This is a genomic window from Persicirhabdus sediminis (assembly GCF_016595495.1).
Classification (GTDB): domain Bacteria; phylum Verrucomicrobiota; class Verrucomicrobiia; order Verrucomicrobiales; family Akkermansiaceae; genus Persicirhabdus; species Persicirhabdus sediminis.
In genome coordinates this window covers 1-26,656 of the sequence record NZ_JAENIM010000045.1, presented here as the reverse complement: position 1 = coordinate 26,656, position 26,656 = coordinate 1, and the positions used below count along the sequence as shown (strand labels likewise).

Below are 26,656 nucleotides of genomic sequence, written 5' to 3'. Positions count from 1 at the left end.
GAGGGAATTTTTCCCAGAAATCATTGATGATAGATTTTTGGGCGCCGTCTAGCTGGCTCCATGAGTATTCGCTCATCCAGCTGGGAATGGGTGGTTTTGCTTTGGCGGCAAAAAAAATCGGTGGCCCTGGATGTGGGCCACCGAGTTACTGAGTTTGGGAAATTAATACGCGCGGTAGTATTGGTCCGGGCTGTAGAGGAAGTAGAAGTCTTTGGGGGTAAGTCTTGGCAGCTGGACGAATGGCTTTCCTGATTCGTCGATTTGCTGTTCTAGCTGGCCAAAGGCGGTTTTGGTGGGTTCGGCTTTGGCGTTAGGGTCTTTGATGAGTGAGGTCTCTTGTAGGCGCTCGACGATGTGGTCGACCCATTTGAGTTTTTGTGCGTCTTCGGCGAATTCGCTCCAATCACCCTTGGATGAGTTTTTGTACATCTGCTCGATGAACTCGTCTGTGGTGATGCCCATTTTGGCCGCTATTGGGGTGGCGAGGCGCTGCCACCATTTTTGCATGTCTTCGTAGAATTCTTTCTGCTCGGTGAGGTTGAATTTCTGGAAGAAGAATGTGGAGCTGATCTGGTGGTGCAGGATGATGGCGTTTGGATACGCGTAGGAGTGCTCTGCCAGTGTGGTGATGGAGGCTGCCATACTGGCGGCGAATGATTTTACGACGACGTGGATGGGCGCGCTGGATCCTTCCATGGCCTTGAGGATGCGGTAGCCAGCCATGACGGAGCCGCCTGGGCTGGTATCGATGACGATGAAGATGGGTTGGTCGGCGTCTTGGTTATTGTAGTAGTTGATGCGCTCGGTGATGTAGTCGGCGGTGCCGTAGGAAATCGGGCCGTTGAGGGCGATGCGACGATCTGAGATGACGAGCGTGCCGTCTTCTTTGAGCGGATTTTCTAGGTAAACGGGATCTGAGTTGCTGTACTCGCGGCGTTTTTTGAGCATTTCTAGCTCGTCTACTTCGGCTTTGAGCTGGGCAGTTTTCATGCCCCACATGGCTTGCTCGGCTTTGAGCTGGTTGGTGATGTGCAGCGCTTTGGCTTTGGCGAGTTCTGATTCGCGGGTGATGTCGAGCAGTTCTTGCTGGTATTGCTTGGAGGCGGCTTCATCGGCATTGACGAGCTTGAGCTTTTCAATGGCTGCTTGCTCGCTGAGCATTTCTTTTTCTAGCTTGAGGCGAGCGACTTGGGCGCTGAGGTCGGCGAGCTCGAGTTTGAGTTTTTCGGCGGCGAGGGCATTTTTTTCCGCGAGTTCTTCTTGTTCTTGTTTGGCAGCTGACGGTTGTTTTTTGTCTGCTGGTTGAGCGGCAGGATTTTCCTCGGCTTTTTGATCTGGCTGGTCGGCTTTGCCTGCTGGGTCTACTTTTTCAGCTTGTTTGACTTCGCTGGCTGGCTGGACGGGTGGATTTTCAGCTTGTTTGGCCACCAATGGCAGGTGAGCGGAAAGTGCGAGGAGTACGGCGATTCTAGTAGGACTCATAGGTAGTTAGCTGGATGGCGAGCAGCGGCGGACGGATGGTGGTTTAGCGGCTCGCGAGTTTATTTTTTACTGGCTGCGGAGATGATTTTTTTATCAGTACGAATGGTCAGCGGCAGGGTGACGACGCTGCGCTGGCCGTTTTCTTGGGCGCCAGTGACGAGGGTACCATCGAGGAAGGTTTTGGTCTCGATCATGGTGTCGAGGTCGATCTGGATGGTGCCTGTGCAGCGAAAACGAGCGCCGGCGCTGAAGCCGTTTTGGTCGTTCTCGAAGCCATCACTGATAATATCACAGCGGAGAGTAGCGGTCTTTTTGCCTGCTTTTTCTGAAACTTCTAGCAATGTCATGGTGCCTGAGCTGGTGGCATTGTGCAGGTCTTTCTCGACAACGCGTTGGATGTATTTGGGTGAGAATTTCCAGCTGTCGCCAATTTTCACGGGAGTGTTTGGCAGCCAATCGCGGTTTTCGTAGTCGGAGATTTCGAGGATTTCTTGTTGCTGCTCAGGGCTGGGCATTTTGGCATCGAGTGAGAAATCCCAGCCGCCAGAGAGGTTGCGGTCGCCAAAGATTTCCATGCCGGAGAGGGCGGCTTCGGTGGTGTCTGTGTGAGTTTCACCGTCGATGGTGAGTGTGCTGGTGACGATGTCTGAGGGGATGTAGTAGCGCAGTTTGGTTTCTTGAGAGCCTGATGTCTCGAGCACTTCACGGTGCATGGTCCAGCTGTGCAGCAGCGTCATGGTGCCTTGTTTTTCACTGCCATTGGAGCTGGTGGTGATCGTTCCAGTAGGAGCGCTGAACTCGCTGGTGATTTGCACTACTTGCCCTTTGGCTAGCTTGGGCGCGGTGAAGGAATAGCTGACTTCCTCGGCTAGTGCGAATGTGGGCAGTGCGAGGCTGACGGCGGTGATAAGGGCTGGCTGGAAATTCATGACGGGTGGGATGGTAGGTGTAGAGATGGGGGAAATTAGGGGATTTTTTGCATAGCTGGAGATTAGAAGATGTACTGAACGCCGAGTACCGGGCCTTTCATGTCGACTTCGTAGAGGAAGCTGTCTGAGCTAAAATCTAGACGAATACTACGGTAGCCAGCCATGTATGACCAGCATTGGTTCTGCTGGTAGCGGATGGCTGCGGTGACATCCCAAGTGACGCCTGAGCGGCTAGTGCCACCACCTACTTCACCACGCGCATCGAGGAACCATTTGCCGTGGATCTGGTGGGCGAGGCGCAGGCCAATCATTGGGTCGACCCAAGTATTGTCTGTCTGACCTGAGTTAGAAATACGACCGTCGTAGCCGAGCTCGAGGTCGACGTGGATGATGTTGGCACCAGCGTAGAGGTCGAGCTTGCTTTGTGGGTTTTGGTACAGGTTGTAGTAGAGGAATGTTTTGGTATGCAGTAGGTCGAGGTCGAAGCCGACGGTATCGATGAATCTTTTAACGATAGGGATGTTGACGTCGCCTTCACCACTGTAGTTGAGCCAGAAAACTTCAAAGCCGATGCCCCATTTGTCGCGGCCAAATTCGAATGCGAGCGGCACACCAAACTGCCACTCAGTATCGCCATTGCCATTGGGGAGGGAAATGCCACCACCTCCGCCGCCGCTGCTGCCGTCTAGGTTGAACTCACCGCTGAGGGTGGGCAACATGGCGTATGGGGCGATTTTGAATTCCCATGGATCAGCTGGTGGAGCAACTTCCATCACCGGAGCGATCTCAGTGCTGGCGCTACCGGCGAAGCTGGCGCAGGCGCTAGCTAGGAAAAGGGTGTTTAGTGCGAACAGTTTTTTCATAACAGTGTTTGTTGGGGAGTAATCTAGCCAGTCTAGCTGATGGCGGGCGAGTGCAAAATCTTAGCAATGACAGATTTGTTATTGCCGCTAGCTGAGATGAGCTGGGGAGATGATTGCTAGGCCAACTAGCTGGATACCTACAGCGGATATATACAGCGAAAATTTCGTGCAAAAAAAAGGCCCTGCTAGATCACTCTAGCAGGGCCTTTTTATGACTTATGAAAATTGAGGCTTAGATCTCCTCGTTGTAGTAGATCTTGATGAACTTCATGCCTTTTTCTTCGTCCATGCCGCGCTCGAAGCACTTCTCGGCTTCGTCGACGAAGTTTGGTGTGAATCGCAGAGTGACGCCAGTGTCTAGCTTGAGCAGGCTTTTGAGTTTGCTGCTGGCTTTTTTGGCGGCTTTTTTCTCGATTGGGAATTGGTTATCAATCGGCTTGCCGTCTTCGTCTACAAAGTTGGATTTGTATTCGTCGAACTTCTCAATGATGGCTGGCTCGGTGAGTGCTTCTTGTTTGAAGGCACCTTCGTCGAATTCATCTTTTTCGTCGAAGTAGGCGAGTGCTTTGTTGGCTACTTGGAATTTTTCTTCCTGAGCCATGTCTTCTGGCAGACCTTCCTCGGCGAAAGAAACACACATTTCTGCGTATTGCTTGGTCATGAAGGCGGCGTCTTTTTTAGGTCTGAGGGCGAGGAAATCGCGCACCCAGAACTGAGATTCACCGCTGCTTTTGTCGAAGGTGTAGACGAGATATCCGTCTTCTGCATCGCGGTCGATAATCAGGCATCCTTTATCAATTTTCTCTGGGTAGATGCCATTGTGGGTGGTGAGCTTGAGGTCACCGTCTTGGTCTGAGATTTCTAGGAAGGGCACACGGCTCTCAGATTTGATGATGCAGATGGCTTGGTGTTTGATGCCTTCTACCATGACGTCTTCTACGATGGATACGCAGAGGTCACCGGATTTGATGTTCGGGTGGTTGGACTTGGAGAATAGGTGGCGGGCGATCTGGCGGCCGCTATCGAGCAGGGCAGCTGGCTGCTTGAATACAGCGGTGACGCTGCGGTGGATTTCGTTTTGGCTAACGTCGCTGTGGTGGTGGAAGTGCTGGCGCTCAAGGTTTTTGAATGGCTTGAGGAAGGCGAATGTAAGCACTTCGCTGTCGCGCTCGCCTACGCGGCAGAGCTCTTTAGAGGTCTTAAGGGTTTCGTTACGGGTTGGGTTTCCGACTTTAGCTAGCGCCATAGATGAGATCTTGGCGGCGTGGTATTTGACCAGAAGTGACATAAGTGAATTTTGATTGGTGACTCGAGGGACTGCTCATTGGGTACAGCTGAGCACGGGTCATGACAAGCTCGATTCGTCAGATTTCCCAACAGCCGCTAACCAAGCATTTGCTTCCGTTTGTGAGGAAAATAATGGCTGCCTGGCGCCTATTTGCTGGCGCAGCTGGCTAATGGATCCAGCTGGCTGTAGGGATTTTTTCATCAGCTGGCTGAGCTCTTCAGCTGAGCAGGGATCAAAGAATCCTGCGTAGTGTTCACCCAGCATGCCGCAGTTGGCGGGGATGTGGCTGGCGAGCACCGGAGTGCCACAAACAATGGCCTCGGAGATGGCATTGGCGCCGCCTTCCTGCCACGAGCTATTGATGGTGAAATGGCTATTTTTCAGCCAGCTGGTGAGCGCTGGGCGGTCGACATTGCCATGCCAATGGTAGCGTGGATCGCGCTGCTGCCAGTCTAGCGCTTGGCATTTCATTTCATCATCCAGAGCAGCGCCAAGGTGGTGGATTTCCAGCGGTAAATCTGCAACCAGCTGGAGTGCTCTCACCGCGAGGAATGGATTTTTCACCTCACGCAGGTGGCCGATGACGGTGGCGTACGGGCGTGATGGTAGCTGGATGTCGGCGGGCTCAGCGAGCTCGGCGCTGGTATAGATGATGTGGACTTTGGGGTGGAAATGGGACGCGATGGCATCTAGTGACGCTGGCTGGCTGATGACCAAAACATCGGCGATTTCCAGCATCTGCTGGAATAGAGCGGGGGATTTTTCTTGGCCTCCGTAGATGTCGGTGCCGGTGAGGTAGAGCACGATTTTACCAGCTGGCTGGGCGGCGCGGTAGGCGATCATGCTGGCGGAGCTTTTCAGCGCGTGCAGGGCGATGAGTACTTCTGGCAGCGGGCTGGATCCATCGGCTTGCCATTGGTGAACGGCGGTAGCTGGCTGGCCACAACTTTGTAATAAATGAACGATGCGCAGCGCGGAGATGGCATTGCCTTTCTGGCTATCGAGCGGGTACGGGCAGGTGACGGCAATGGACATGGTGGTGGGTGTTGGGCTGCGGGGGATCAGCTGAGATCGTCGAGGCTGGATGCCTCAGCGTAGCCATCTTTAGCACAGCTGATGAGCATCGGACGACAGCAGATTTCGCAATCGTAATCCAGCTGGCACGGGCATTCGTCAGCTGGTGGCGCAATGATGGAGAAGGTTTCAAAACAATGCGGGCAGGTGACGGGTGTGGGATCCATGATGGGCAATCAAGCAGCTGAGCGTCCAGCTGGCAAGTGATTGGCTGTGTCATTATTACATTTATTTGCAGGGTTTTGCAGCTTGGTTAATCAACCTTAATCATAATCCTAGCTGAAGAGAGTCTAATGAATGGTTTGTGGGATCAGGTTTTATTTAACCAAATGATGCAAAGATCTCTGAATGTCTTGTATGACAGGTCTCAGAGTGCTTTAATGATCATTGCGTAATAGCAAAAACTCCCATTTAACCCCCAATGCAATTTGACCAATGTAAGCCAACTAGCTATCGAGGCGCCATTTCTGGCGGTCTTGGCGGAGCGGTTGGTTTTTTGTTTCAGCCACATGGAGGTGTGGATAGAAGCCATTGTTTTGATTGCGCGCGGTGATGAGTATGTTGGCAGTGGTCAGATGACTGTGCTGGCAAGCTTTGAGCGGCGATAGAAAGACCCCCCAGATGAAAACAAAAAAAATAGCAGGCATCTTCGCATGCGCTGCACTGATGGCAGGATCCGCACAAGCGGTGAGCTACTCAGGATTCCTGACAACTGATGTCGACGCTAATTTAGAAGCGTCGCAAGGTTTGTTCGGAACAGAAGCGTGGTCAAGTGGAGCCACCTTCAGTTGGAATGTCGACTATGATGAAACGCATAGTGGGCTTTGGACTTACAACTATACTTTATCGGTTCAGAGCAAAGACATTAGTAATATGGTGATTGAGGTTTCTGATTTATTTGCTGAAGCCAATATTCTGGACGGAAGTTCAGAGGGATTGAGTCTCGATTATTTTGCATTAGGCTCACAGGGTGGATCAAACCCAGGCTTACCAAGCGGGTTTACCGCGTTGAAACTTGATAACCCAGGCGATACAACCATCTTTGATATTACCATCGTCTCAGATCGCAAAGCGGTATGGGGAGACATGTATGCCAAAGACGGTGTTGACGGAGGTAACGAGGTTTTCCTCTACAACATGGGTTTTACTGAATTCGATACGGATCCAGAAGATGCCATTCGCAATGGTTCTGTAGACTTCCACATTCTACGTCCAGATACTGTTGGAGGGCCTGGTCCAGATGATGAGCCACCACCAGTTCCAGAACCACACGTACCTATGCTCTCAGGAGTGGCGATGTTGATCTACCTCTTGAGACGTAAAAACAAAGCGTAATCACCTCAGGTGATCATTGATTAACCATGTCCTCTGAGCTGGCAGCAGTTCAGGGGACGTTTTTTCTACTGATTTGGCGAAATCCCAGCTGGCTGGAAAACTTTTGTTTCATGGGCTAAAGTATTACGAACCAAACACTCATAGATGGCAGCTGGAAAAATCAGTTTGCCATCAGAGGGGGAAACAGGCTAATTTTCCCATCGTATGGGGCGAGTAAATCTGCTAGCTGCTATGCAATCCTCATTAATAACTTCTATGCAATCACTAAGGTCTATCTACTCAGCGATTATCTTGGCCCTCGCATTGGTGCTGGGCTCTGTGCACACGCTTGAAGCGAGAGCCTCATCATGGGAGCAGGTCCAATACAAGGGCGGCACCTATATCACTCTGCAGAGTGTGAGTAAGCACTATAAATTGACCATGACGCGTAATGGGAAAATGCTGTTAATGGAAAATGCCCACTACCTTATCCGTGGCGAGGTTGGCTCACGCAGCGCTTACCTCAATAACGTGCATTTCAACCTAGCCTTCCCGATTGTTTCTCATGCTGGTAAATATTTGATTTCCCGCATTGACCTAGAAAAGCTGATTGATCCAGTGCTGCGGCCAAATTTCATTAACAATGCCAAAGCTTTTGGCACCGTAGTGCTCGACCCCGGTCACGGTGGCAAAGACCGCGGCGCGCGTGGCCATCACGGATTTGAGGCCGACTATACTTTGCGTGTGGCGCGCATGGTGCGCGACCATCTGCGACGGCTTGGATACAAAGTGGTGATGACTCGCGATAGTGATACTTACGTCAGTCTTGAGCGCCGGGTGCAGATTGCCAACCAGTTCCGCGATGCCGTCTGCATCAGCATCCATTTTAACTCAGCTAAGAACTCCAGTGCTACAGGCATCGAAACTTTCTGTGTATCGCCTCCTGGGGTGACTCACTATGGACGCTCACTGCAGGCGCGTGATAAAAAAGCCGTACCGGGTAACTATGTCGACTCCGCTAGCATGGCGCTCGCCACCGCTGTGCACTCACGTAGTTTGCAGTACACCGGCAACAAAGAGGACCGAGGTATCAAACATGCGCGCTACAATGTGCTTTCAGGGATTCGCATTCCCACCGTATTGATAGAAGGAGGATTTATCAGCAACCCTGGTGAAAGCCGCATGGTGCACACAAATGCTTACCAGCAACGCCTGGCGCGTGGTATCGCCGAGGCCGTGGTTATTTATCGTCATGCGATCACAAAGGGGCGACGTTAAGCCCTGACTTCCAGCTAGCTCATTCCCACTGGTAGATTAACTCGCGTGGCGTGGCAGCTTGAACGAGCTCAGTGTGGTGACGAGCAGGAAGGTGGCGGAGCCAATTAGGCAGGCATTTAGCCCACCCAGCTGGAAAAGCAATCCAGAAAGCAGCGTGCCGAGCAGTCTGCCCATAGCATTGGCCATGTAATAAAACCCGACATTCATCGCCGCTTTGTCGCCGTCGGCGTATTCCAGAATGAGGAAGGAATGCACGCTGGAGTTGAGCGCAAAGATGGCGCCAAAAATAAACAATCCGCCGATGATGGCGATGGTGGCTGGCAGCGCAGTCTGCAGCGCAATGATCATGGCCACCATGCTGGCGAGTAGAAATCCAGCTAGCTCGATGGCAGTTTTGCCGTCAGGTGCCTTACCGTGGAGGCGGTTTTTGATGATCTTGGGCGCAAATGCCTGCACGATGCCATAGGCAATCACCCAGCTGGCCATGAAAGTACCCGTCTGCGGGTGATCCCAGTCCAGCTGGCTCGTGAGGAAAATGGGCAAACCAACCACAAACCAGATATCGCGCGCGCCAAAGAGAAAGATGCGGGAGAATGACAGCCAGTTGATGTCGCGCCCTTGGCTGAACAATGCCTGCAGCTTGGGTTTGCTTTTGGCTCGGCCAATTTCCTGCGGTAGCGCGACGATTGAGCTGATCAGCACAGTGAAAATTCCCGCCGCCATGATCCACAGCGAGTTGGCAAATCCAAACCACGACAGCAGCGCGGCTCCGACAAAAAAGCCAATGCCTTTGATGGCATTTTTCGATCCAGTAAGCGCCGAAACCCACTTGAACAAACTCGAACTTTGATCCTCGGGAATGAGGAATTTGATCGCCGTTTTTGAGCTCATTTTGGTGAGATCTTTAGCGATGCCCGAGAGCGCCTGTGAGGCCATCACGTAGGCGACCGCCATCATTTCTGGCCAGCTAGTATCCAGCTGGGAAAGCATCACCATCGCTAGTGATTGTAAAACCAGCCCGCCCACCAGCGTCGATTTCAACCCGCAGCGCGTCGCCAGCCAGCCACCAAATAAATTGGTCACAATGCCAAAAAACTCGTACAGCAAAAATAGCATCGCCAGCGTCAGCGGCGAGTAGCCGAGCTCGTGGAAATACAGCAGTACCAGCATGCGCAGCGCGCCATCAGTAAGCATAAAGCTCCAATAGGCACCCGTGACAATAGCGTAGTTTTTGAGCATGAGAGAGGTAGTAGGCTAGTTTTCAGTGTTCAGTTTTCAGAAGCGAAAAAGCTGATGTCTGGTGGCGGGATCTCAGGTTTGCAGGGCGAGTTGGTAGTGGCCAGTTTGTTCATTTTGATAGAACTGAAAACTGAACACTGAAAACTAACCAACTTAGCCCGTCTCACCCTATGATGAATAAGGATCCTAAGACTTAGTTTTCCTCAACGATCTTACAACATAGATCCGCCATCCGGTTGACGTAGCCGATTTCGTTGTCGTACCACGCGTAGATCTTCACCTGGGTGCCGTCGATCACCATGGTAGAGAGCGCGTCGATGATAGATGAACGCACGTCGTCTTTGTAGTCGATAGAAACTAACGGACGCTCTTCGTAGCCGAGGATGTCTTTGAGATATGTTTCAGAAGCTTCCTTGAGCAGCGCGTTGACTTCCTCAGTGGAGGTCTCGCGTGCTACTTCAAATACGCAGTCTGTTAGCGAGGCGTTGAGCAGAGGGACTCGTACCGCTAGGCCATTGAGTTTCCCTTTCAGCTCTGGGTAAATCATAGTGATGGCGGTGGCTGAACCGGTGCTGGTAGGAATCAGCGACTGGCTACAAGCGCGTGCGCGACGCAGGTCTGGATGCGGTGAATCAATGATGGTCTGCGTATTGGTGATGTCGTGAATCGTAGTGATGCAGCCGTGTTTGATGCCTAACTTTTCCTGAATGACTTTGACCACTGGCGCGAGGCAGTTAGTCGTGCATGAGGCGGCGGTGACAATGCGATCGCTAGCTGGATCGTATTCGTGGTCGTTGACGCCGTAGACGATGTTTTTGGCATTGCCTTTTACTGGCGCGGAGACCAGCACACGCTTCAGGCCTCTATCAAAGTACGGCTGCAGTGCTTCTTCGGTTTTGAATTTTCCACTGCACTCGACGACGACATCAATGCCATCAATGTCCACCTCAGCTGGCGAGCTGGCGTTGCCAAAGGTGACGGTTTTACCATCAATGATCATCGAGTCTTCTGTGACTTCGATCTCTTTGTCCCAGTGGCCGTGTACCGAGTCAAACTCTAGCAAGTGGGCCGCAGCGGCCACGTCGCCCTTGAGCTCGTTGATGTGTGTGATTTCAAAATCGGGTCTATCCCACGCGGCGCGAAAAAATAAGCGGCCCATGCGACCAAATCCATTAATAGCAATTTTTGCTGTGCTCATAGTTAATTAGGGTGTGATTGGTGATTCTACTTTGTGATCTAGTTAGGGGAAATGTTATCCTGTGACTTTGTGGTTACGTAGCTGTCTAGCTGCGTTGTTTTTTACACAAATCTAGCGGGTCGGTGCTGAGTATCTCGCGCAGCTTCCAGCTGTCGGCTCGCCACTCGTCCGAGATGGTCGCCTCTGCGCTCAGCCACTTGATGATGTCTAGCTGGCGAACTCCTGCCGCCAGCATGTAATAAACCCAGCGTCCGTCTTTGCGACTTTCTATCAAATCTGCTTGAACCAGCTGGCCAAGATGGCGTGAAGCGGTCGCGCCGCTGATGCCCAGCAGCTCAATCAGCTGACACGCACACAGCTCGTCGTGCTCTAGCAACGCCAGCACAATGCGTACCCGATTGCGATCCGCTAGCGACTTGGTGACCTTCAGCAGTGACTTCATATCAGCGATTTACAATATTTAGCTAAATATGCAAATGGAAAAATAAAACAAACCAGCTAACGATAACCGATTAGCTGGCTGCTGAGTGATGGCAATGATTGTTTAACGTTTTCTGCGCATGGCCAATCCGCAAAACCCCAGAGCCAAGAGACTCACTGACGATGGCTCTGGCAGTGGCACCACGCTGTCACCAAAAATGCTAGCGACCGGATCACTTGGATCCAGACCTTGAGGCACGTCTTTGTTGATGGATTGGTCGGTTGCGCTAGTAGACGCTCCGAATCGGAAAGTATCCGTTAGTCCGATATTTGTAGCTGTGGAAAATGTATTCCAGTCCATCGCGATATCGACATAAAAATCTTCACTGCCAGCTTTGCCGAGGTTGATGCCGTCACCCGTTGTAATAAAACGTGAATACGCGATGACATTTTCAGTTGTCCAAATGGGATTGTCGGTATCAAAAGTAACATCGGCTATCGTTTCATCGATGCCTTCTCCACCGATAATCGTAGAGGTGAAACAGATCTTATCTGGATTTCCTGAGTAATCTAACTCTAGCACGTAGTCGATGCCAGCGTCTGTATCAGTATCAAAAACGATCTGCCATGCGTACTGCGGGTTGTTGGCCTCATCATCGATACGTAAACGAAATTGTATTTGGTCGTCGCTCTGATCCACGGTGCCATTGTCCTGATAGTGCCAAAAAAGCATAGGCGTGGTATCATTGCCCACCATGTCCACCGAGGTGGGGCTCTCATCCTGGCTTATGTCTCCATAGTAGCCAGCTCCTTTATTAATGGTGACGGCGACCCAATCATCATTGAGCGTTGGCCAGATAGCTGCTGCGTGAGTCAGGTTAGGGCTGAGTAAGAAGAGGTAGATGATTGCATTAGATATTTTCATTAGGTTGCATTGTTTAATCTAATGTTTTAGCTCGTGTTTGCCTTCAAGTCAATAAGTCATTGTTAATAAGTGGATTAAGGTTTACTTGGTGGTTGTTTGTTGGACTCTTTTCAGGTGGTTTATTTTTTCCTGTAGAGAATGAATCCGCACAGCGCAAAAGAGATAAGTGCTGAAGCCGATGGCTCTGGGATGATGCCATTGATCGATGATCCGAAGCCAGAATTTACCCCAGCTGTATTAGCCAGTCCGAGAGGCACATCTTTGTTGATAGAGGTATGGGTGGCACTTGTGGATGCTCCAATACTGAATTCATCAGTTAGGCTGAGGCCCGTGGCGGTGGAAAATGCATCCCAACTCATGCCGATATCTACGAAATAGTTTCCATCACCGGTGGCTACAAAACGCGAGTAGTCCTCGTAACCTGGTTCCCCTTCGTCAAGTACAACTGTAGTGAACCAAAGATAGCCACCTTCTTGACCTTCTATGGGGGTGGATGTGTCAAAGGTGACGTCATCAAAGTTAGGCCCATCCGTCAGAGTTTGGGCTAAATAAATGCCGTCACTACTACCGGATAAGTTTAATTCTAGTACAAAGTCGATGCCTGTTTCGCTCTTGGTGTTGAACAGAATTTGCCAGGTAAATTGGGGGTTCTTGGCAATGTCTTCAACGCGCAGACGAAAGATGATTTGGTCGTCTTCCATTTCAGCGCTGTCCATATGTTGGTATTGCCAGAAGAGCATCGGCGTATCTTCATCGCCTATCATATTTAATGAGGCGGGATTGATGTCGTCAGGATCGCCGTAGTAGTCGCCGTTAGAATCTGTAACCGCTATCCAGCCGTCGTCAGATGATGGCCAAACAATGGCTGCGGGACTTAGTTGGATGCCTAATAGACTTAGACATATTGAGTAGGGTATTAGTTTCATGGGAATTGAGAGTAACTTGGTGCTACCTATCGTTTAAAACGGTTTTTCATTCAGCTGTCAATGTATATCATTGATGGTGTGTGTCCTAAAGGGATATCCCCGTTAGGGGAGATTGACTTAAGAGCTGAAAAGATTTTCCGTAAACTATAGCTTTGCTAGCCGTGGTGGCATTTTGCTCAGCGAGGATAAAATCGATTTAGTGAGAAGGTGTGAAACGACCTGAGTTTGAGCAGTCATTAGATAGACTAGCAGACAGCAAGCCACGGCTGCCCAGCTGTGAGGACGTGAAAGGTGAGAGAAGATGAAAGCCCTCGCCAGCAGCTGCTTGTATTTCTCAAAATAGGCACAGCTTGAGCTTGGCATTGTCGTTGAGACAATGCTTTAGCTCGCTGGTGGCGTCAGCCAGCTAGCTATTTGGCAGCCAGCTGGATCTGCTTGAGTCTTTCTAGCAGCTTGTTGTGGATGCCGCCAAATCCACCATTGCTGAGGATGGCGATGGCATCACCGCTTTGCGCTTCCGCGCTGATGATGTCGATGATGTGGTCGACGTCTTGCCCGTGCCATGCTGGAGTGCCAGATGCGGCCACTGTTTCTATCAGTAGGGCTGGATCGAGCCTGTCGTCAGCGGCAAATTTCTCCGGATCAGGCACTGCGGAAACCACCGCGAGGTCAGCAGCTGATAGACAATCAGCCAGCTCGTTTTGGAAAACTTTGCGGCGCGTGGTATTTGAGCGCGGCTCAAAAACGACCCACAGTCGTGAGTCTGGGTATTTTTGACGCAAGCTCTGCACCGCGAGTTTGATGGCAGTCGGGTGATGGGCAAAGTCGTCTATCACCTTGATGCCATTGACTTCACCTTTGAGCTCCTGACGGCGGGCGATGCCGTCAAAGCTAGCTAGCCCGTCGCGGATTTGCTCCACGCTGAAGCCAGAGAATTTAGCCGCGCAGGCAGCCATGGCAGCATTGCGCACGTTGAACTCACCGGTCATGGGAATCTGATAGCGCTCGCCAGCTAGCGTGAATGCGCTGAAACCGCTCTGATAGTCGATGTCGGTGATTTGGATGTCGCAGTTGTTAGCGAAGCCAACTGTCTGCACCGGAGCTGGAGCATCTTTGATAACATCGAGGCAGTTAGCATCGTCACCATTGACAAAGGCAATGCCATTGCGCGGCACTACTTTGAGTAAACGCGAGAATGTTAGTTTGATCTCGTCGATGTTGTTATAAATATCAGCGTGGTCAAATTCGATGTTGTTGATGACTACCACCTCCGGCAAGTAGTGGAGGAATTTGGATCGTTTATCAAAGAAGGCGGTGTCGTATTCGTCACCCTCTAACACGGTGAATTCAGAATCGGTGAAGATGGCCCCTTTGCCGAGGTTTTTAGGAATGCCACCAATCATATGGCTAGGATCCACACCAGCTGATTTCAGCAACCACGCGAGCATCGATGAGGTGGTGGTTTTGCCGTGAGTGCCAGCCACCACGAGATTGCGTTTGCCTCTGAGGAAATGTTCTTTTAGCACTTCTGGTAGAGAGACGTAGAGCAGCTTGCGGTCGAGCGCCGCCTCCGCTTCTTCGTTGCCGCGGCTGATGGCATTGCCAATCACAATGACCTCGGCGTCAGCTGGAATATTCTCCGCCTTGTAGCCGGGCGTGATGGTGACGCCCTGGCTCTCGAGGAATGTCGACATCGGCGGGTAAACGTTTTCGTCTGAGCCTGTAATGCGATAGCCCTTGGCCTGCATGGCTGCAGCTACTGAGCCCATGGCGGTGCCACAAATGCCGATAAAATGGAAATTCCTCATGCCCAGAAGCAGAACAGAATACGCGGCTGTTGGAAACTAGAATTTTGGCGCAGATACAGTGCCTTGATCTTTTTCGTCTTTTTGTAGCCGCAGCATGCGGTCCGCCACCTCGCCTATCATCTGCTCGATGATCAATCGAAGGTGGCTGCCGCAGCGGTAGTCAGCTGGCGCGATGTGTTTGACGCGGTCGGCATGCGCACAGAGCTGATAGCATTTTTTGAAACTAGCTCGTGACGGATCATCCGGGTTGTAGACGGCGATCGCGCGACCTCCTGTCTTTTTCATCACCGTAAAGCAGGGCACATCTGTTGGACCGTCACCCACGTAGATCATGTTTTCAAATGGAATCGGCCGCAGGCTCGATGGCATGTGATCATTAACGTCCTGGTCGTAGCTCAGCATCCCCTTGTTGATGCGAAATAGATACTGGGTTTTGGTGGTGTGGGAAATCGTGCGTTTTGGATAGGCAATCTGACCGTGAGCATTTTCGCCAAACTCACAACCGTAAATCGCCTTAGTGTATTTTGTTAGCTTGGAGCCATCTAGCAGCGCCTTCAGCCCGGAGGACACAATGTAGTGCTCGAGGTGAATGTCCGCCGCACGATGGTGGTCTCGCAGCACGGCATTTTCTATTTCTTCAAAATACGCTTCCACGCCGGGGAAAAACTTCAGGTTAGCGCCCAGCTCGGTGAGCCGCGCATTGCTCACCTGATCCATATCGAGGTAGTGCAGCAGAGTGTGCATGTACGCTAGCTCGCCGTCCCAGTTGTCCTCTGTGCACAGGGCATTGCATTTTTCCCAAAACGACTTTGGATCGATGCCAAACTGCGGGAACAAGACGTCGTCCTGCATGTAGCTAGGACTCAGAGTTTGGTCGTAATCGTATACGAGCGCGATGGTATTTTGCGGAGCAGGCATGATAGAAATAGGAAACGATCTCTAATAAATGAAATTCTCCGCCAAGCTGCAAGATTCATTTCTTTGCCCAATGTCATCAGCAGGTAGCAGGTAGATAGTTTCTTTTCTAACTAATCTCTGGCTGGGTGGGGTTCGCCTAGCTGGTTTGTATGTACCTAACGGTTGTCCCGCCGGGTTTCCTGAACTAGATCAGGCGCTGAAAGCGTCCAAGAACAAAGCCCATGGCTTCAGCCATGGGATGGTAGAGCTAGCCGATCGCGCCCTGAAAGGGGGCCAGAAAGCGCAGAAGTCGGGCCAGCTAGAGAAAGCGGAGAAGGATCTCCGCAGTCCGAAAGCCTTCGGCAGAGCTGCCGAGTTAGCTGGGAGTTGTCTAGCCGGGTTTCAGCTAGCTGGTTTTCACTCTTTTCTCTTCAATCTTCACCCTTGATAGGCTCCGCTTGAGTAGTGGAGTTCGTAGCTGTGGCTGTAGATTTCAAAGACCACACCAAAGGGATCTTCCACGTAAATCATGCGGTAAGGTTTTTCGCCAGGGTAATAATAGCGTGGTTCAGGCATGCGACGTTTGCCGCCAGCCGCTTCAATTTTTTCAACTAACTCTTCGACGTTTGGATCTTGCACGCAGAAGTGAAACAGGCCCGTTTTCTGGTAGGGGAAATTATTCTCAGCTGGTTCTTTGTTAGCAAACTCAAACAGCTCGACGCCAATGCGATCACCTGTGGACAGGTGGGCAATGCGGAATTTCCCCCAGCCTTTGCCAAAGACGTCGTCGCACATCACGCCAATGGCGGAATCGTCGCTCACCACTTCGGTCGGCGGCATGATGGTGTACCAGCCCATCACTTCAGCGTAGAATTTAACAGCTGCATCGAGATCGGGAACGGAAATGCCTATGTGTGAAAAGGTTCGTGGATAATCTGACATGCGCCAAGGTGCGACAGATCGCTCACCGCGCAAGTGGAATTAAGTATCTTCGTGAGCAAAGGTTTGAATCGGGTGTTCCGAGCTTTACACGAACTAACAAAGAATCTAATTATTTCTCCATGAGTCTAGCAAAGTGGATCTATCTGGCAGCCAGCTGTGGTGGTTTGGCGCTCGGCTATGGGTTAGGGAATAGCCAGCGCGGTGGCGAGATGGCTGAATCAAATCTAGCTGGCGATGCCCAGCAGCTAGCAAAACCAAGCAAGCGAAAAAGGAGCAGCTCCGCTCAGGATGTGACGCGGCAGTATTGGCAGCATTTGTCAAAATCTGGCCTCAGCTCAGAGCAAAAAGTGCAGCTCGCGGTGGACGAGCTCATGGCTCTCTACAGTGAATATAATCCCACCCAGCCGATGGCCGATACAAACGAGCTGATGATCTATCAGCTTATGATATTTGAGGGGCTGAATGCGGCTGAATTCCAGCTAACAATGGATGCCTTGATGGCCCAGCTAGCTAGCGGGCCGATAAAAAACTGTAGTGCTAACTTTTGGCTTCAGCCGTATAGTTCATGGGCTGAGATCGACCCATCAGCGGCATTTCATCACGCACTCGTTCATAGCCAAGTTGATCTATCGATTTGGCCTGATAGAGTAATGAATATGTGGGCGCAGAACGACTTTGATGCGGCGGAAGCTTGGTACATACAGTCATGCGCTCAGGGAAATTTATCTCAACAAATGGCAGAAAGATTGCATCATGAGCTTTTGGAGGGCCTTGTACACTCTGATCTGACTAGAGCCATCCAACGTTGCCTAAAACAGCCAGAATCAAGTAGTGATCTGCAAAGGACGATGAGATCAGCTATTTTTTTGCGCCGCGAAGAACTGCAAAAAATGATCCTTAGCCATGACGATGATACTGAGGTTGAGGAGTTGCTAGAGGTTGCCGCAGGGCTGATGCCTGAGGGCGAGTTCGAGAGTTTTCTAGCTCCATTTGAGCAATTAGATGACGATTTTTGTGTGAGCGCTAGTTCGCAAAAATCCTCGATACTATATGATGAATTTGACAGATCGAGTTGGCTAGTATCAGCGGAAGGAATGAAGTCAGAGCTGGCTGCGCTGGAAGCTGGTGAGCAAGCTGGATATGGACTTATGATATCAGTGGTAACATTGCTGAATTCCAGCCCTGACGAGGCGATGGTGATGCTGGATCAATACGGTGATAAGTTGGATGAAGTCAATATAATCAAAGAACAGCTGAACCGCGGAGATGTTGGGTTTAGTATGCACTTGCTAGAGCGCATTGACGACCCGGTTCTACAGCAGAAACTTTACCGGAAACATTACCAGCAATTTGTTAAAGAATCACCCAGAGGGGCCGAGCAATGGTTGAGCCGGCAAGAGGCTGACTTGCAAAGCTTACTTGGCGAGGAGGGACAACCGTGAAATACCAATCGTCGCTTATAGCGCTTAGCCTCGCAGTTGTTGGAGTATTGATAGGTTTCCAGCTGGCTGGAAAGCCATCCAGTCATCCAGCGGAGAGGGTTTTAGATAGCCAGATGCGCTCGGTGTCTGTTTTGCCTGTGGACGCTGCGGCTAAGCCGAGCCATGTGAAGCAGCTAGGTAACTGGCTAACGCGTCTGCCAAAATCCCAAGATGGTCACCAGTATTTGAGGCGCAATGCGCGCGTGATGGCGATGACTGAGGGTATGAGTTCGGCTGAATTTCAACAAGTTCTGGATGTGATGCTAGCTGAGCATGAACCCGACCTTCAAATGATAGGGTTTCTATTGGAGCGCTGGGTTAAGGTTGATCCCGAGGCCGCTTGTTATGCTGCAATGCAGCATAAGTTATCTAGAAGTGATGTATTTCGCACGTGGTGGAGCGATGATCCCGAAGCCGCTTGGATATGGTCGTCTAACTATCCAGAAGCTCGAAAAGACTGGTTCTCTGACATAATAACAAAGGCTAATCTGGCATCTGCCCTTATTATCAAAGACCCAGATAAGGGTATCTCTTTAGTTAATGAACTGAGCCAATCTGAGCGCCGCAAATTGTATCATGAGGTCATGTTTAATGGCTGGCACAGGAATCCACAGATGAAAGACAATTGGATAGAAAATCTAGGGCAAGTGGAAGATTTGTATTTCCAACAAAAAGTACTCGAAGTTGTCTTAGAGTGCAATTCTGAACAGGCTCTCAGCAGAGAACAGCTGGAGATGCTCGCGCCTATTGCGGAAAATCTGGGTGCCGAGATGAAGCAGGCTTTTGATTCTGCGTACGGCTACCACTTGATGATAAGTGATCCGCCTGTTGGATTAGCGCATATGCTGGCGAAGGCTGATGACCAGCAGTCTCAAAAAAACTACCTCAGCATTGGATTAAATGAATATGCAAAGCAAGATGCCTCTGCAGCCATTCAGTGGGTGGCAGATCATATTGAGGTATCCTACCAGGATGAGTACTTGCTCGCCATGGCGACCCCTCAGGGCATGCGATCTAGCTGTGACCTTAATCCTGAGGTTGCTGAGCAAATTCAAGACCCACGCCTCCAGCAGATCGCTTACCTGCGCATGCATGAAGGATTAGTGAATCTATCAGGAATGACTTCCTCTTCTGCTAGTGATTGGCTCAGAGCTCAGGATCCAGCCAGCTTGGTGGAATTATACGAAAGCATACCAGCAGATACCCGAGCGGATGATGATCCCTTTGCGAGTAGACCTGAGGGCAGTCCAATCACCTATCAGCAGATGGAATTATTGGCGGAAATCATAGCTAGCAACGAGGAGTGAGATTTCTAGATGCCTCCGCTTCAGCTAGAGTTTTGATGGCGCAGCGTACTGGCTTTTTTCTTTAGCTGCTTGTTTCAAGTCGCTGATATTGACGTGTAGCTGTCTATTTCTCCAGCTGCTTTTTGCTAACTGGTTAGGGGTTTGTCTAGCTGGGGGGGCTGTTTGTTTTCCAGATCTAGCTGGCCAGCACAAGCTGCTCAGGCGCTGAAAGCGACAAAGAACAAAGCCCATGGCTTCAGCCATGGGGAGGTAGAGCTAGCCGATCGCGCCCTGAAAGGGGGCTAGAAAGTGCCGAACTCCAGTCAGCAGGAGGGCAGCAACCGGTGCAGTCCATCCAGCTAGCAAAAGCGGAGAAGGATCTCCGCAGTCCGAAAGCCTTCGGCAGAGCTGCCGAGTTAGCGGGTAATTTTCTAGCTGGTTTTCAAAAAAAAATGCCAGGCATTTTTGCCTGGCATGAAATCACTAGCTGGCTGGAACCCATATATTTAAAGGGATTTCTGGTTAGGTGAGCCAGCTGGAAAGTGGGTGTTTCCGGGTTTTTCCGCGACGGAAAACCTTACCGTTTACCATCTCTGACCTCGCGCATGTAGCGCATGTAGCGAGGCAGTCCAGCCAGCTCGCGAAAGCGGAGAAGGATCTTCGCAGTCCAAAAGCCTTCGGCAGAGCTACTGAGTTAGCTGGTAATTTTCTAGCTGGTTTTTTAGAAAAAAAATGCCAGACATTTTTACCTAGCATGAAATCACTAGCTGGCTGGAACCCTTATATTTACAGGGATTTCTGGCTAGGCGAGCCAGCTGGAAAGTGGGTATTTCTGGGTTTTTCCGCGACGGAAAACCTTACCGTTTACCATCTCTGACCTCGCGCAGGTAGCGCATGTAGCGTTGCTGGGCGCGTAGGTCTGGGTCTTGCTCAGGGTGGATGAACGGGTTGTTAGTACCGTAGAGCGCCCATGGTCCGTGAGGCACGTCTTTGAAGTGGATGAACCGCCAGTGGACTTTGTCGCCGGAGCGGATTTTTAGGTAATCGCGTACGGCTGGGGAGATGTCGATGCCGGCTTGGCTATTATGTGGGTTGGCTGGCTGGCTATTGCCAAAGACGTAGCGCCAGTCGTCGGTGAGGAATGGTCCACAATCTTCCCATTGGGCATAACAGACGCGGTTGTTGTGCACGATTTGCAGCCAGCGTCCTTTGAGCACGGTTTTGCCTGGCTTTGGGTTCATGGCCTTGAACCACGGGATGACTTTTGACGCTTCTGGTTTGTGTTCTTTCCAGTTGATGCGGTCGTTGTACGGTAGCGCGATGTAGAATGGGTTGAGCTTGGGGGTGAATGCTTTGGGCCGGTAGTTGATGCGGGCGGCTGGGTTTGGGTCGTCGTAGCCGCCGTAGTTGATGGCCCATTTGGTATCCCACGAGCTGGCGCAGTTAGGCGTGGGGTTTCGTGCGGTGGGTTTTTCACCAATCCAGAAAATGGTGGCGGTGATGTTCTTTTTCCACGGGTAGCGGTAGCGGGTGAATGGGTTCGCCGGATGGGCACCTGATGGGGCGCTTACCCTCGGACCGCCAGCGGAAACGCGAGGTTTACCGGTGAGTGATGGGCCACTGGCAATGGCGGCTGCGTCTAGCTGGGCGTGCGCGCCTGCTAGTGTGAGTGTGAAAAATACCAATGCAATGATTCCCTTGAACATGACTAGATTGTGATCCGATTAGAACCGACGCATCACTGTGTCTTTCATGAAGCGAGACTTCTTGTTGGGGTAGTCCAAGGTGTAGTGAATGCCGCGTGATTCTTGGCGCTGGATAGCGCAATCGACTATGAGAGAAGCAGCTGTGACGAGATTGCGCAATTCTAAAATATCCGGAGTGACACGGTGGCCCCAGTAGAATTCGCGCACTTCGCGGCGCAGGTTGTGTAGGCGAATGGCGGCGCGCTGCAGGCGATTGTCGGTACGCACGATGGATGCGTAGTCCTGCATGATGCGGCGGATTTCATCCCAGTTGTGGTGGATGACGACTTGTTCGTCTGGAGCAGCACGGGTGCCGTGTTCCCACTCTGGGATGTCTGGTGTGCTGGGTGATTCTTTCTCAGGTGGATAGAGGACCATCATGCGCTTGAGCGCGCGGCGGGCGAGCACGTGGGCTTCTAGCAAGGAGTTGGATGCTAGACGGTTAGCTCCATGTAGGCCTGTGTGTGCGACTTCGCCCACTGCAGCTAGACCGCGGATGTTAGTGAGGCCGTTGACGTCGGTGACCACACCGCCACATTGGTAATGAGCCGCAGGCACTACTGGGATTGGATCTACCTCGGCGTCGTGGCCGTAGCGCAGTAGCGTATTGTAAATGTGTGGGAATCGCTCAGCGACAAATCCTTTTGGCTTGTGAGTGATGTCTAGATAGACGCAGTCAGCACCGGTTTTTTTGATTTCGTGGTCGATGGCTCGAGCGACGATATCACGCGGTGCTAGTGACCCGCGCTCGTCGTATTGGTGCATGAATTCTTTGCCATTGGCATCTACCAGCACGCCACCTTCACCGCGTACGGCTTCAGAGACGAGGAATGATCTGGCCTCCGCTCCAGTGGCTGTTGGGTTGTAAAAGCAAGTGGGATGGAATTGGATGAATTCCATGTTGGAGATGTTAGCGCCAGCGCGCCATGCCATTGCTAGGCCGTCGCCGGTTGAGCTGTCTGGGTTGGTGGTGTACAGGTAGGTTTTACCACAACCACCAGTGGCCAGTACCACGCGGTCTGAGCGGAAAATTTCCACCTCACCAGATTCTTTTTTCAAAACGTAGGCGCCGAGCACACGACCGTCAGTCACTAACCCCAGCTTGGTGGTGGTGATGAGGTCGATGGCAAAATGATCTTCCATCAGCTGGATGTTGGCGTGTTCTTTGGCGCGCTCTAGCAAGGCGGTAACAATGGCGATGCCTGTCATGTCCTTAGAGTGCAAAATCCTGCGCTGTGTATGGCCACCTTCTTTGCCTAACGAGTAGCGATCACCGGTGCGGTCAAATTTTACGCCATTCTCTACCAGCTCCTCGATGGTGGCGGCTCCTTCCTCTACGATGGTGCGCACGATCGGCTCTTTACACAGACCTGCTCCAGCATCGAGCGAGTCGGCAATGTGTTTTTCTATCGTATCGCCCAGCTCACGCATCGGCTCAGGAAGTACGGAGGCGATGCCCCCTTGAGCCCAAGCTGTATTGGATTCCAGCGCGGCGCCCTTGGTGATAATATTCACGGTGCCGTGCTCAGCTGCGCGCAGTGCAAACGATAAGCCTGCAATGCCTGTACCAATAACGAGAAAGTCGCTAGTCATGTGGCGGCTGATGGTAGGGAACGGATGGTCAATTGCCAAAGCCAATTTTGCATGAATTTCGAGCGGGCTATAAATCCTCAGTTGCTGACTGAGGGTAGTTGACTGTCTGGCCTATGCTTCTCGTTGATCTGTCTTACTAGATATGGGAATGATGAATATTAGTTGCTGGCAGTATTGCCGTCGCCAAGGTCTTGATTATTGAACTGGTAAGGATGGATATAGATGCGTATCTACCTTGAACCTAATTCGCTTACAGCTAGGAGTCTTTTCGAGCTGGGGTAAGCAACTAAACACAAATCTCCTAAGCCTGATGCTCAGATGGTATCAGCTTGCTTTACGGCGTATTCCTAGAAGGCTAATTGCGCCAAAGCATAGAAGTAATGCTGACGTCGGTTCAGGAGTAGCAACGGCTTCGAGCCTATTTGGTGTTTTGAGTGAACTCAGACCAGAGTATAGGCTGAAGTCTGAGATATCAAACGAGTCATCTATAGTTCCAGTCAAACGGGCTGATCCTGAAAGGACGGTTCCTGAGGTGAGAATTCCGTTATCGCCCGTCTGTCCACTCCAGTAAATAGAATCACCAGTTTCTCCCCCATTATCGAATCCTTGAGGATCCCTCAAAACGCCATCAACTGTGAGAGAATTTGTATCAAGGACCAGGCTGCCAGTGTACCACTGTGTGCCTAGATCGACTGAGGGAGCTATAATCAACAAGCCGGACCTCCTTGCTCCTTCTGAATCTGCGTCTAAAGTACCGCTAACGGTGAATGTTATGGCTGAGCTGGTGTATTCTGTAATCTGCAGAGTCACAGCTGCATGAGCCCCCATGGATAGAGTAGCAAAAGTGGCTAGGCTTATGGCTAAACTCGATAATGATATTTTGTTAGTTTGCATGGCTGTTTTATATGTTTTTCTAATTGAGTTACCTGTGTAAGAGATGCGTGAAAAATGTTTCAAACAAGTGTTTAGTCCGAGCTGCGCGATTACGCAAGTTTAATTTCAATGGACGGCATTTTTAGGCCGTGATTTTTACGAAACGACAGTGGCTATTCGTGTAACGACGGGATAATAGCTAGCTTTCAGGGGAGCCATTAGTGGGGTTTATTACAAAACGATACATATTTGATGTGTTCTGTATTAATAATAAATATGAATGAAGCTGCTAAAGATGGGGCTACGGTTCGTATTATGTGAGGGGAAGTATGTCACAATACGGCTCGAAGTTAACTAGCTTAGTAGTAACCTAGATAATGAGGAATTATATAAATAAATGGATAGTGAGCGCCGTCTTGGCTAGTTTGATGACGACAATTGCGGCTGCAAGCAAAAGGCCTAATGTGGTGATTATTCTGGCTGATGATCAAGGTTATGGCGACCTAGGGTGCTTTGGCTCTCAGACGATCAAAACGCCGGTGATAGATGGGCTGGCTGCTGAGGGAATGAAGTTCACTCAGTTCTATGTGACGGCGTCTGTGTGTACGCCATCTCGTGCATCGTTGATGACGGGATCATATCCTGCTAGAGTTGGATTTTCCAAGGGGGTAGTTTTCCCAGACCATGAGCATGGACTGCCTGCTGGAATCAAGACCTTGCCCGATTTGTTTAAAGAAGTGGGATATACCACAGGCATGGTGGGTAAGTGGCATCTAGGTCATAGCGAGGGAAATCTTCCGTTAGATCGTGGGTTTGATTATTTCTATGGCGCCCCCTATAGCAATGACATGGTGATGAGCTCACACCTTAAAGTTTCTAGCAATATGGTGCTTAGGAATGGTCGGACGAAGGAGGATTTCTTGGAGAAAAGATGGGGCGCTGAAAACCGTGGCGTGCTGATGCAGGGGGACGAGGTGATAGAATTTCCAGCTGATCAGACATTGTGGACGCAGCGGTTCACCGAAAAAGCGGTTGATTTCATCAAGGCTAACAGTGAACAGCCATTTTTCTTATACGTGGCTCATTGTATGCCGCATTTGCCTATCGAGTTGTCCGAGCGCTTCGCTGGTAAATCTGCGCACGGCCCATATGGCGACACGATTCAGGAGATCGACTGGAGCACGGGTGAAATTCTCAAAGCATTGCGCGACACTGGTGTGGATCAGAATACCTTGTTAGTTTACACCTCGGATAATGGCCCATGGATTTATGCTGGCTCTCCGGAAGAAGTGGGTACGGCTGGCCCGCTGAGAGATGGCAAGTCTTACCAATGGGAGGGCGGCATGCGTATGCCCACGGTGATGTGGGGGCCAGGCATTGTGGCTTCTGGAAAAGTCTGCGATGAGATGGCTTCAACCCTAGATTTATATACTACTTTTGCAAAGCTGATAGGAGCTACTTTGCCAAGCGACCGTGAGCTGGATGGTTATGATATCAGTGCGCTGTGGAGTGGCGACGCTGATGTGAAATCGCCACGTGATAGCATGCTTTATTTTTCTCTCATGGGCGAGTTGGTAGGAATCCGCAAGGGGGATTGGAAGCTATTGTTACACTCAGATAGAATGGTGGAACAGTACATGAAGAAAGCCGAGAAACATAAATTTACTCACCTCGATAATGTAGAGTTATTTAATCTCCAACAAGACGTTTCCGAAAAGTATAATCTAGCAGATGAAAACCCTGAGAAGGTGAAAACACTGCGCGATGAATTGCAGCGTTATCGTTATCTGGATATCAAGAATTTGAATTAGTGCGGTTGCTTAGGCTTCCTCATGGAAGTGTCTGAGACTGTACAGCTGGGCGGGAGTTTTAGCTGGCTGGCCAGCTGAGGTGATAGGCTTTGCGCCTTGCTTGCGTTTCTTGCCAAATTTTTTGCGGTGAGTTCTGAATTGATTGTTGATGAAGGCTTTGCCGCCGATGGCGACGCCGTCGGTGAAGTATTTTATTTTGTGTCGTAGCAGCTCGGCGGGTGAGATTTTGCCCCCTCTAGCACGTTCATTTTCTAGCTGAGATTTGGCATTTTCATCAGTCACGGCAGCGTCTTCTATCAGCCAGAGTCGGTAGCGATGGGCGTTTTTGTGCCAGCTAGTTTGTGCCACGCGCATCACCTCGCAGAGCCCGTAGCGACAGCGTTTGCTGCCAGCTAGCGCGGCGGCGTAACCGCACCAGCGGTAGTCTTTGGGATCGCTAACGATGCCCGCCCTAACTGGATTAAGATCGATGTAGGCGGCGATAGCATGCAGGGCGGTGAAATCTTCACCGGTTTCGTGCTCGGCGGGTTTGTTAGTCGACTCTACCAACACGCTTTTGTAGCGCCCCATCCACAACGCTCCGCGCCTTCCGTGAGTTTTGTTATACCATCGGCTGTAGCGCTCTTTAAGTTCTTTAACGAATTTTTCTAAGTTACAAAAACGCTCTTTGTATTTAGTTAGTTGCTCATCAGCATAGCGCTCCATGCCATTGGCGCGCATGTGAGCCAGCTCGGCTCGTAGCTGGCTGATGTACGCTTTGCTATACAGCGTCCGCAGGTGGTCGATCAGCCGCTCTTCCCCTTGTAGCTTAGTTTGCGATGGTCTTTCATCTGGCCGACCGTGTGACTCGTAGGCTTCAAATTTGGCATTGAATTTCACCCTGCTAGGCACGCGAATGAGCAGGTGGAAATGGTTATCCATCAAACAATAAGTCAGGATCTTTATGCCTGAAAAGCGCGCCATGCGCCACATGATGCGCAAAAACGCTTCTTTTTCTTGGTCGCCAAACAGGTAATCTCCGCCCGCCGTGCGACTCATCACGTGGTAGCAGTAGGAGTGCTGAGCATCACCAACAATGCGCACATGTCCGCCAGACGGCGGCGCACAAATCATGCCCGCGGCGCCACCAGAAAAACCCGTTTTACAATCCGCCAGCTGCAGCGGCGTCAGCGGCTTCGACTCAGCTGGTTTTTGTTGATTCTGCAATGGTTCTGGAGATTTCATAATCACCAATATCGCACAGAATCAGTGGCTTGCATCTAAAAAATGCCGTGCATCTTTTCG

General features: G+C 50.9%; 23 protein-coding genes. 5 read left to right on the top strand and 18 right to left on the bottom strand.

The features are described 5' to 3' along the window. Positions 1–162 precede the first annotated feature (162 nt). The 6 genes from JIN82_RS14505 to JIN82_RS14480 all read right to left on the bottom strand — a co-directional run bounded on the left by JIN82_RS14505 (position 163) and on the right by JIN82_RS14480 (position 5,803). A complete protein-coding gene (locus JIN82_RS14505; RefSeq protein ID WP_200312386.1) occupies positions 163–1,482 on the bottom strand; it encodes a ClpP family protease in 1,320 nt (439 codons plus the stop codon). A gap of 59 nt (positions 1,483–1,541) precedes the next feature. Then, positions 1,542–2,411 carry a hypothetical protein gene (locus tag JIN82_RS14500; protein ID WP_200312385.1) on the bottom strand — a complete coding sequence of 290 codons (870 nt, stop codon included), beginning with the start codon at positions 2,409–2,411 and terminating at the stop codon, positions 1,542–1,544. Positions 2,412–2,473: 62 nt separating this feature from the next. Then, positions 2,474–3,274, bottom strand: coding sequence for a porin family protein (locus JIN82_RS14495; protein ID WP_200312384.1), 801 nt, complete (start codon positions 3,272–3,274; stop codon positions 2,474–2,476). A 232-nt stretch (positions 3,275–3,506) separates the two neighbouring features. Further along, positions 3,507–4,562 (bottom strand): nucleoid-associated protein, encoded by a 1,056-nt coding sequence (locus JIN82_RS14490; RefSeq protein ID WP_200312383.1) that lies wholly within the window; start codon positions 4,560–4,562, stop codon positions 3,507–3,509. A gap of 57 nt (positions 4,563–4,619) precedes the next feature. Beyond that, positions 4,620–5,597 carry a glycosyltransferase gene (locus tag JIN82_RS14485; RefSeq protein ID WP_200312382.1) on the bottom strand — a complete coding sequence of 326 codons (978 nt, stop codon included), beginning with the start codon at positions 5,595–5,597 and terminating at the stop codon, positions 4,620–4,622. Positions 5,598–5,623: 26 nt separating this feature from the next. Continuing rightward, entirely contained in the window at positions 5,624–5,803 is a 180-nt protein-coding gene (locus tag JIN82_RS14480) for a CPXCG motif-containing cysteine-rich protein (RefSeq protein ID WP_200312381.1), read from the bottom strand. Between the two features lie 454 nt (positions 5,804–6,257). Between JIN82_RS14480 and JIN82_RS14475 the strand changes: the two genes are divergently transcribed. Both JIN82_RS14475 and JIN82_RS14470 read left to right on the top strand, forming a co-directional pair. After that, positions 6,258–6,971, top strand: coding sequence for a hypothetical protein (locus JIN82_RS14475; RefSeq protein WP_200312380.1), 714 nt, complete (start codon positions 6,258–6,260; stop codon positions 6,969–6,971). 255 nt (positions 6,972–7,226) lie between these two features. Then, positions 7,227–8,228: an N-acetylmuramoyl-L-alanine amidase family protein gene (locus JIN82_RS14470; RefSeq protein WP_234042063.1), complete on the top strand. Its 1,002-nt coding sequence runs from the start codon at positions 7,227–7,229 to the stop codon at positions 8,226–8,228. Between the two features lie 36 nt (positions 8,229–8,264). Here JIN82_RS14470 and arsJ read toward each other — a convergent pair whose 3' ends face one another. From arsJ to JIN82_RS14430, 8 genes are all read right to left on the bottom strand, one after another. Continuing rightward, the gene (gene arsJ / locus JIN82_RS14465) at positions 8,265–9,467 is read right to left on the bottom strand and encodes an organoarsenical effux MFS transporter ArsJ (RefSeq protein ID WP_200312378.1); all 1,203 of its coding nucleotides are present in this window, start codon (positions 9,465–9,467) and stop codon (positions 8,265–8,267) included. Between the two features lie 193 nt (positions 9,468–9,660). Further along, positions 9,661–10,665 carry an ArsJ-associated glyceraldehyde-3-phosphate dehydrogenase gene (locus tag JIN82_RS14460; protein WP_200312377.1) on the bottom strand — a complete coding sequence of 335 codons (1,005 nt, stop codon included), beginning with the start codon at positions 10,663–10,665 and terminating at the stop codon, positions 9,661–9,663. 85 nt (positions 10,666–10,750) lie between these two features. Continuing rightward, entirely contained in the window at positions 10,751–11,107 is a 357-nt protein-coding gene (locus tag JIN82_RS14455; RefSeq protein ID WP_200312376.1) for an ArsR/SmtB family transcription factor, read from the bottom strand. Between the two features lie 102 nt (positions 11,108–11,209). After that, a complete protein-coding gene (locus JIN82_RS14450; RefSeq protein ID WP_200312375.1) occupies positions 11,210–12,010 on the bottom strand; it encodes a PEP-CTERM sorting domain-containing protein in 801 nt (266 codons plus the stop codon). A gap of 119 nt (positions 12,011–12,129) precedes the next feature. After that, positions 12,130–12,936, bottom strand: a complete 807-nt coding sequence (locus JIN82_RS14445) for a hypothetical protein (protein WP_200312374.1) — start codon at positions 12,934–12,936, stop codon at positions 12,130–12,132. 410 nt (positions 12,937–13,346) lie between these two features. Continuing rightward, entirely contained in the window at positions 13,347–14,744 is a 1,398-nt protein-coding gene (mpl, locus tag JIN82_RS14440) for a UDP-N-acetylmuramate:L-alanyl-gamma-D-glutamyl-meso-diaminopimelate ligase (protein ID WP_200312373.1), read from the bottom strand. 36 nt (positions 14,745–14,780) lie between these two features. Continuing rightward, positions 14,781–15,662, bottom strand: coding sequence for a haloacid dehalogenase-like hydrolase (locus JIN82_RS14435; protein ID WP_200312372.1), 882 nt, complete (start codon positions 15,660–15,662; stop codon positions 14,781–14,783). A gap of 417 nt (positions 15,663–16,079) precedes the next feature. Next, positions 16,080–16,583: a lactoylglutathione lyase family protein gene (locus tag JIN82_RS14430; protein ID WP_200312371.1), complete on the bottom strand. Its 504-nt coding sequence runs from the start codon at positions 16,581–16,583 to the stop codon at positions 16,080–16,082. A 119-nt stretch (positions 16,584–16,702) separates the two neighbouring features. Between JIN82_RS14430 and JIN82_RS14425 the strand changes: the two genes are divergently transcribed. Next, complete coding sequence (locus tag JIN82_RS14425; RefSeq protein ID WP_200312370.1) at positions 16,703–18,025, top strand: hypothetical protein; 1,323 nt, start codon at positions 16,703–16,705, stop codon at positions 18,023–18,025. Next, positions 18,022–19,371 carry a hypothetical protein gene (locus tag JIN82_RS14420; protein ID WP_200312369.1) on the top strand — a complete coding sequence of 450 codons (1,350 nt, stop codon included), beginning with the start codon at positions 18,022–18,024 and terminating at the stop codon, positions 19,369–19,371. The genes JIN82_RS14425 and JIN82_RS14420 overlap by 4 nt, the downstream gene beginning before the upstream one ends. A gap of 836 nt (positions 19,372–20,207) precedes the next feature. Here JIN82_RS14420 and JIN82_RS14415 read toward each other — a convergent pair. The 3 genes from JIN82_RS14415 to JIN82_RS14405 form a co-directional block, all read right to left on the bottom strand. Next, positions 20,208–21,056 carry a hypothetical protein gene (locus JIN82_RS14415; RefSeq protein ID WP_200312368.1) on the bottom strand — a complete coding sequence of 283 codons (849 nt, stop codon included), beginning with the start codon at positions 21,054–21,056 and terminating at the stop codon, positions 20,208–20,210. An 18-nt stretch (positions 21,057–21,074) separates the two neighbouring features. Next, complete coding sequence (gene nadB / locus JIN82_RS14410) at positions 21,075–22,688, bottom strand: L-aspartate oxidase (RefSeq protein ID WP_200312367.1); 1,614 nt, start codon at positions 22,686–22,688, stop codon at positions 21,075–21,077. Between the two features lie 324 nt (positions 22,689–23,012). Then, positions 23,013–23,582 (bottom strand): PEP-CTERM sorting domain-containing protein, encoded by a 570-nt coding sequence (locus tag JIN82_RS14405; RefSeq protein ID WP_200312366.1) that lies wholly within the window; start codon positions 23,580–23,582, stop codon positions 23,013–23,015. Between the two features lie 356 nt (positions 23,583–23,938). Here JIN82_RS14405 and JIN82_RS14400 point away from each other — a divergent pair, with 356 nt between their 5' ends. Further along, a complete protein-coding gene (locus JIN82_RS14400; RefSeq protein WP_234042062.1) occupies positions 23,939–25,372 on the top strand; it encodes a sulfatase family protein in 1,434 nt (477 codons plus the stop codon). Positions 25,373–25,381: 9 nt separating this feature from the next. Here JIN82_RS14400 and JIN82_RS14395 read toward each other — a convergent pair whose 3' ends face one another. Beyond that, entirely contained in the window at positions 25,382–26,596 is a 1,215-nt protein-coding gene (locus tag JIN82_RS14395; RefSeq protein WP_200312364.1) for a transposase, read from the bottom strand. Between the last annotated feature and the right edge of the window lie 60 nt (positions 26,597–26,656).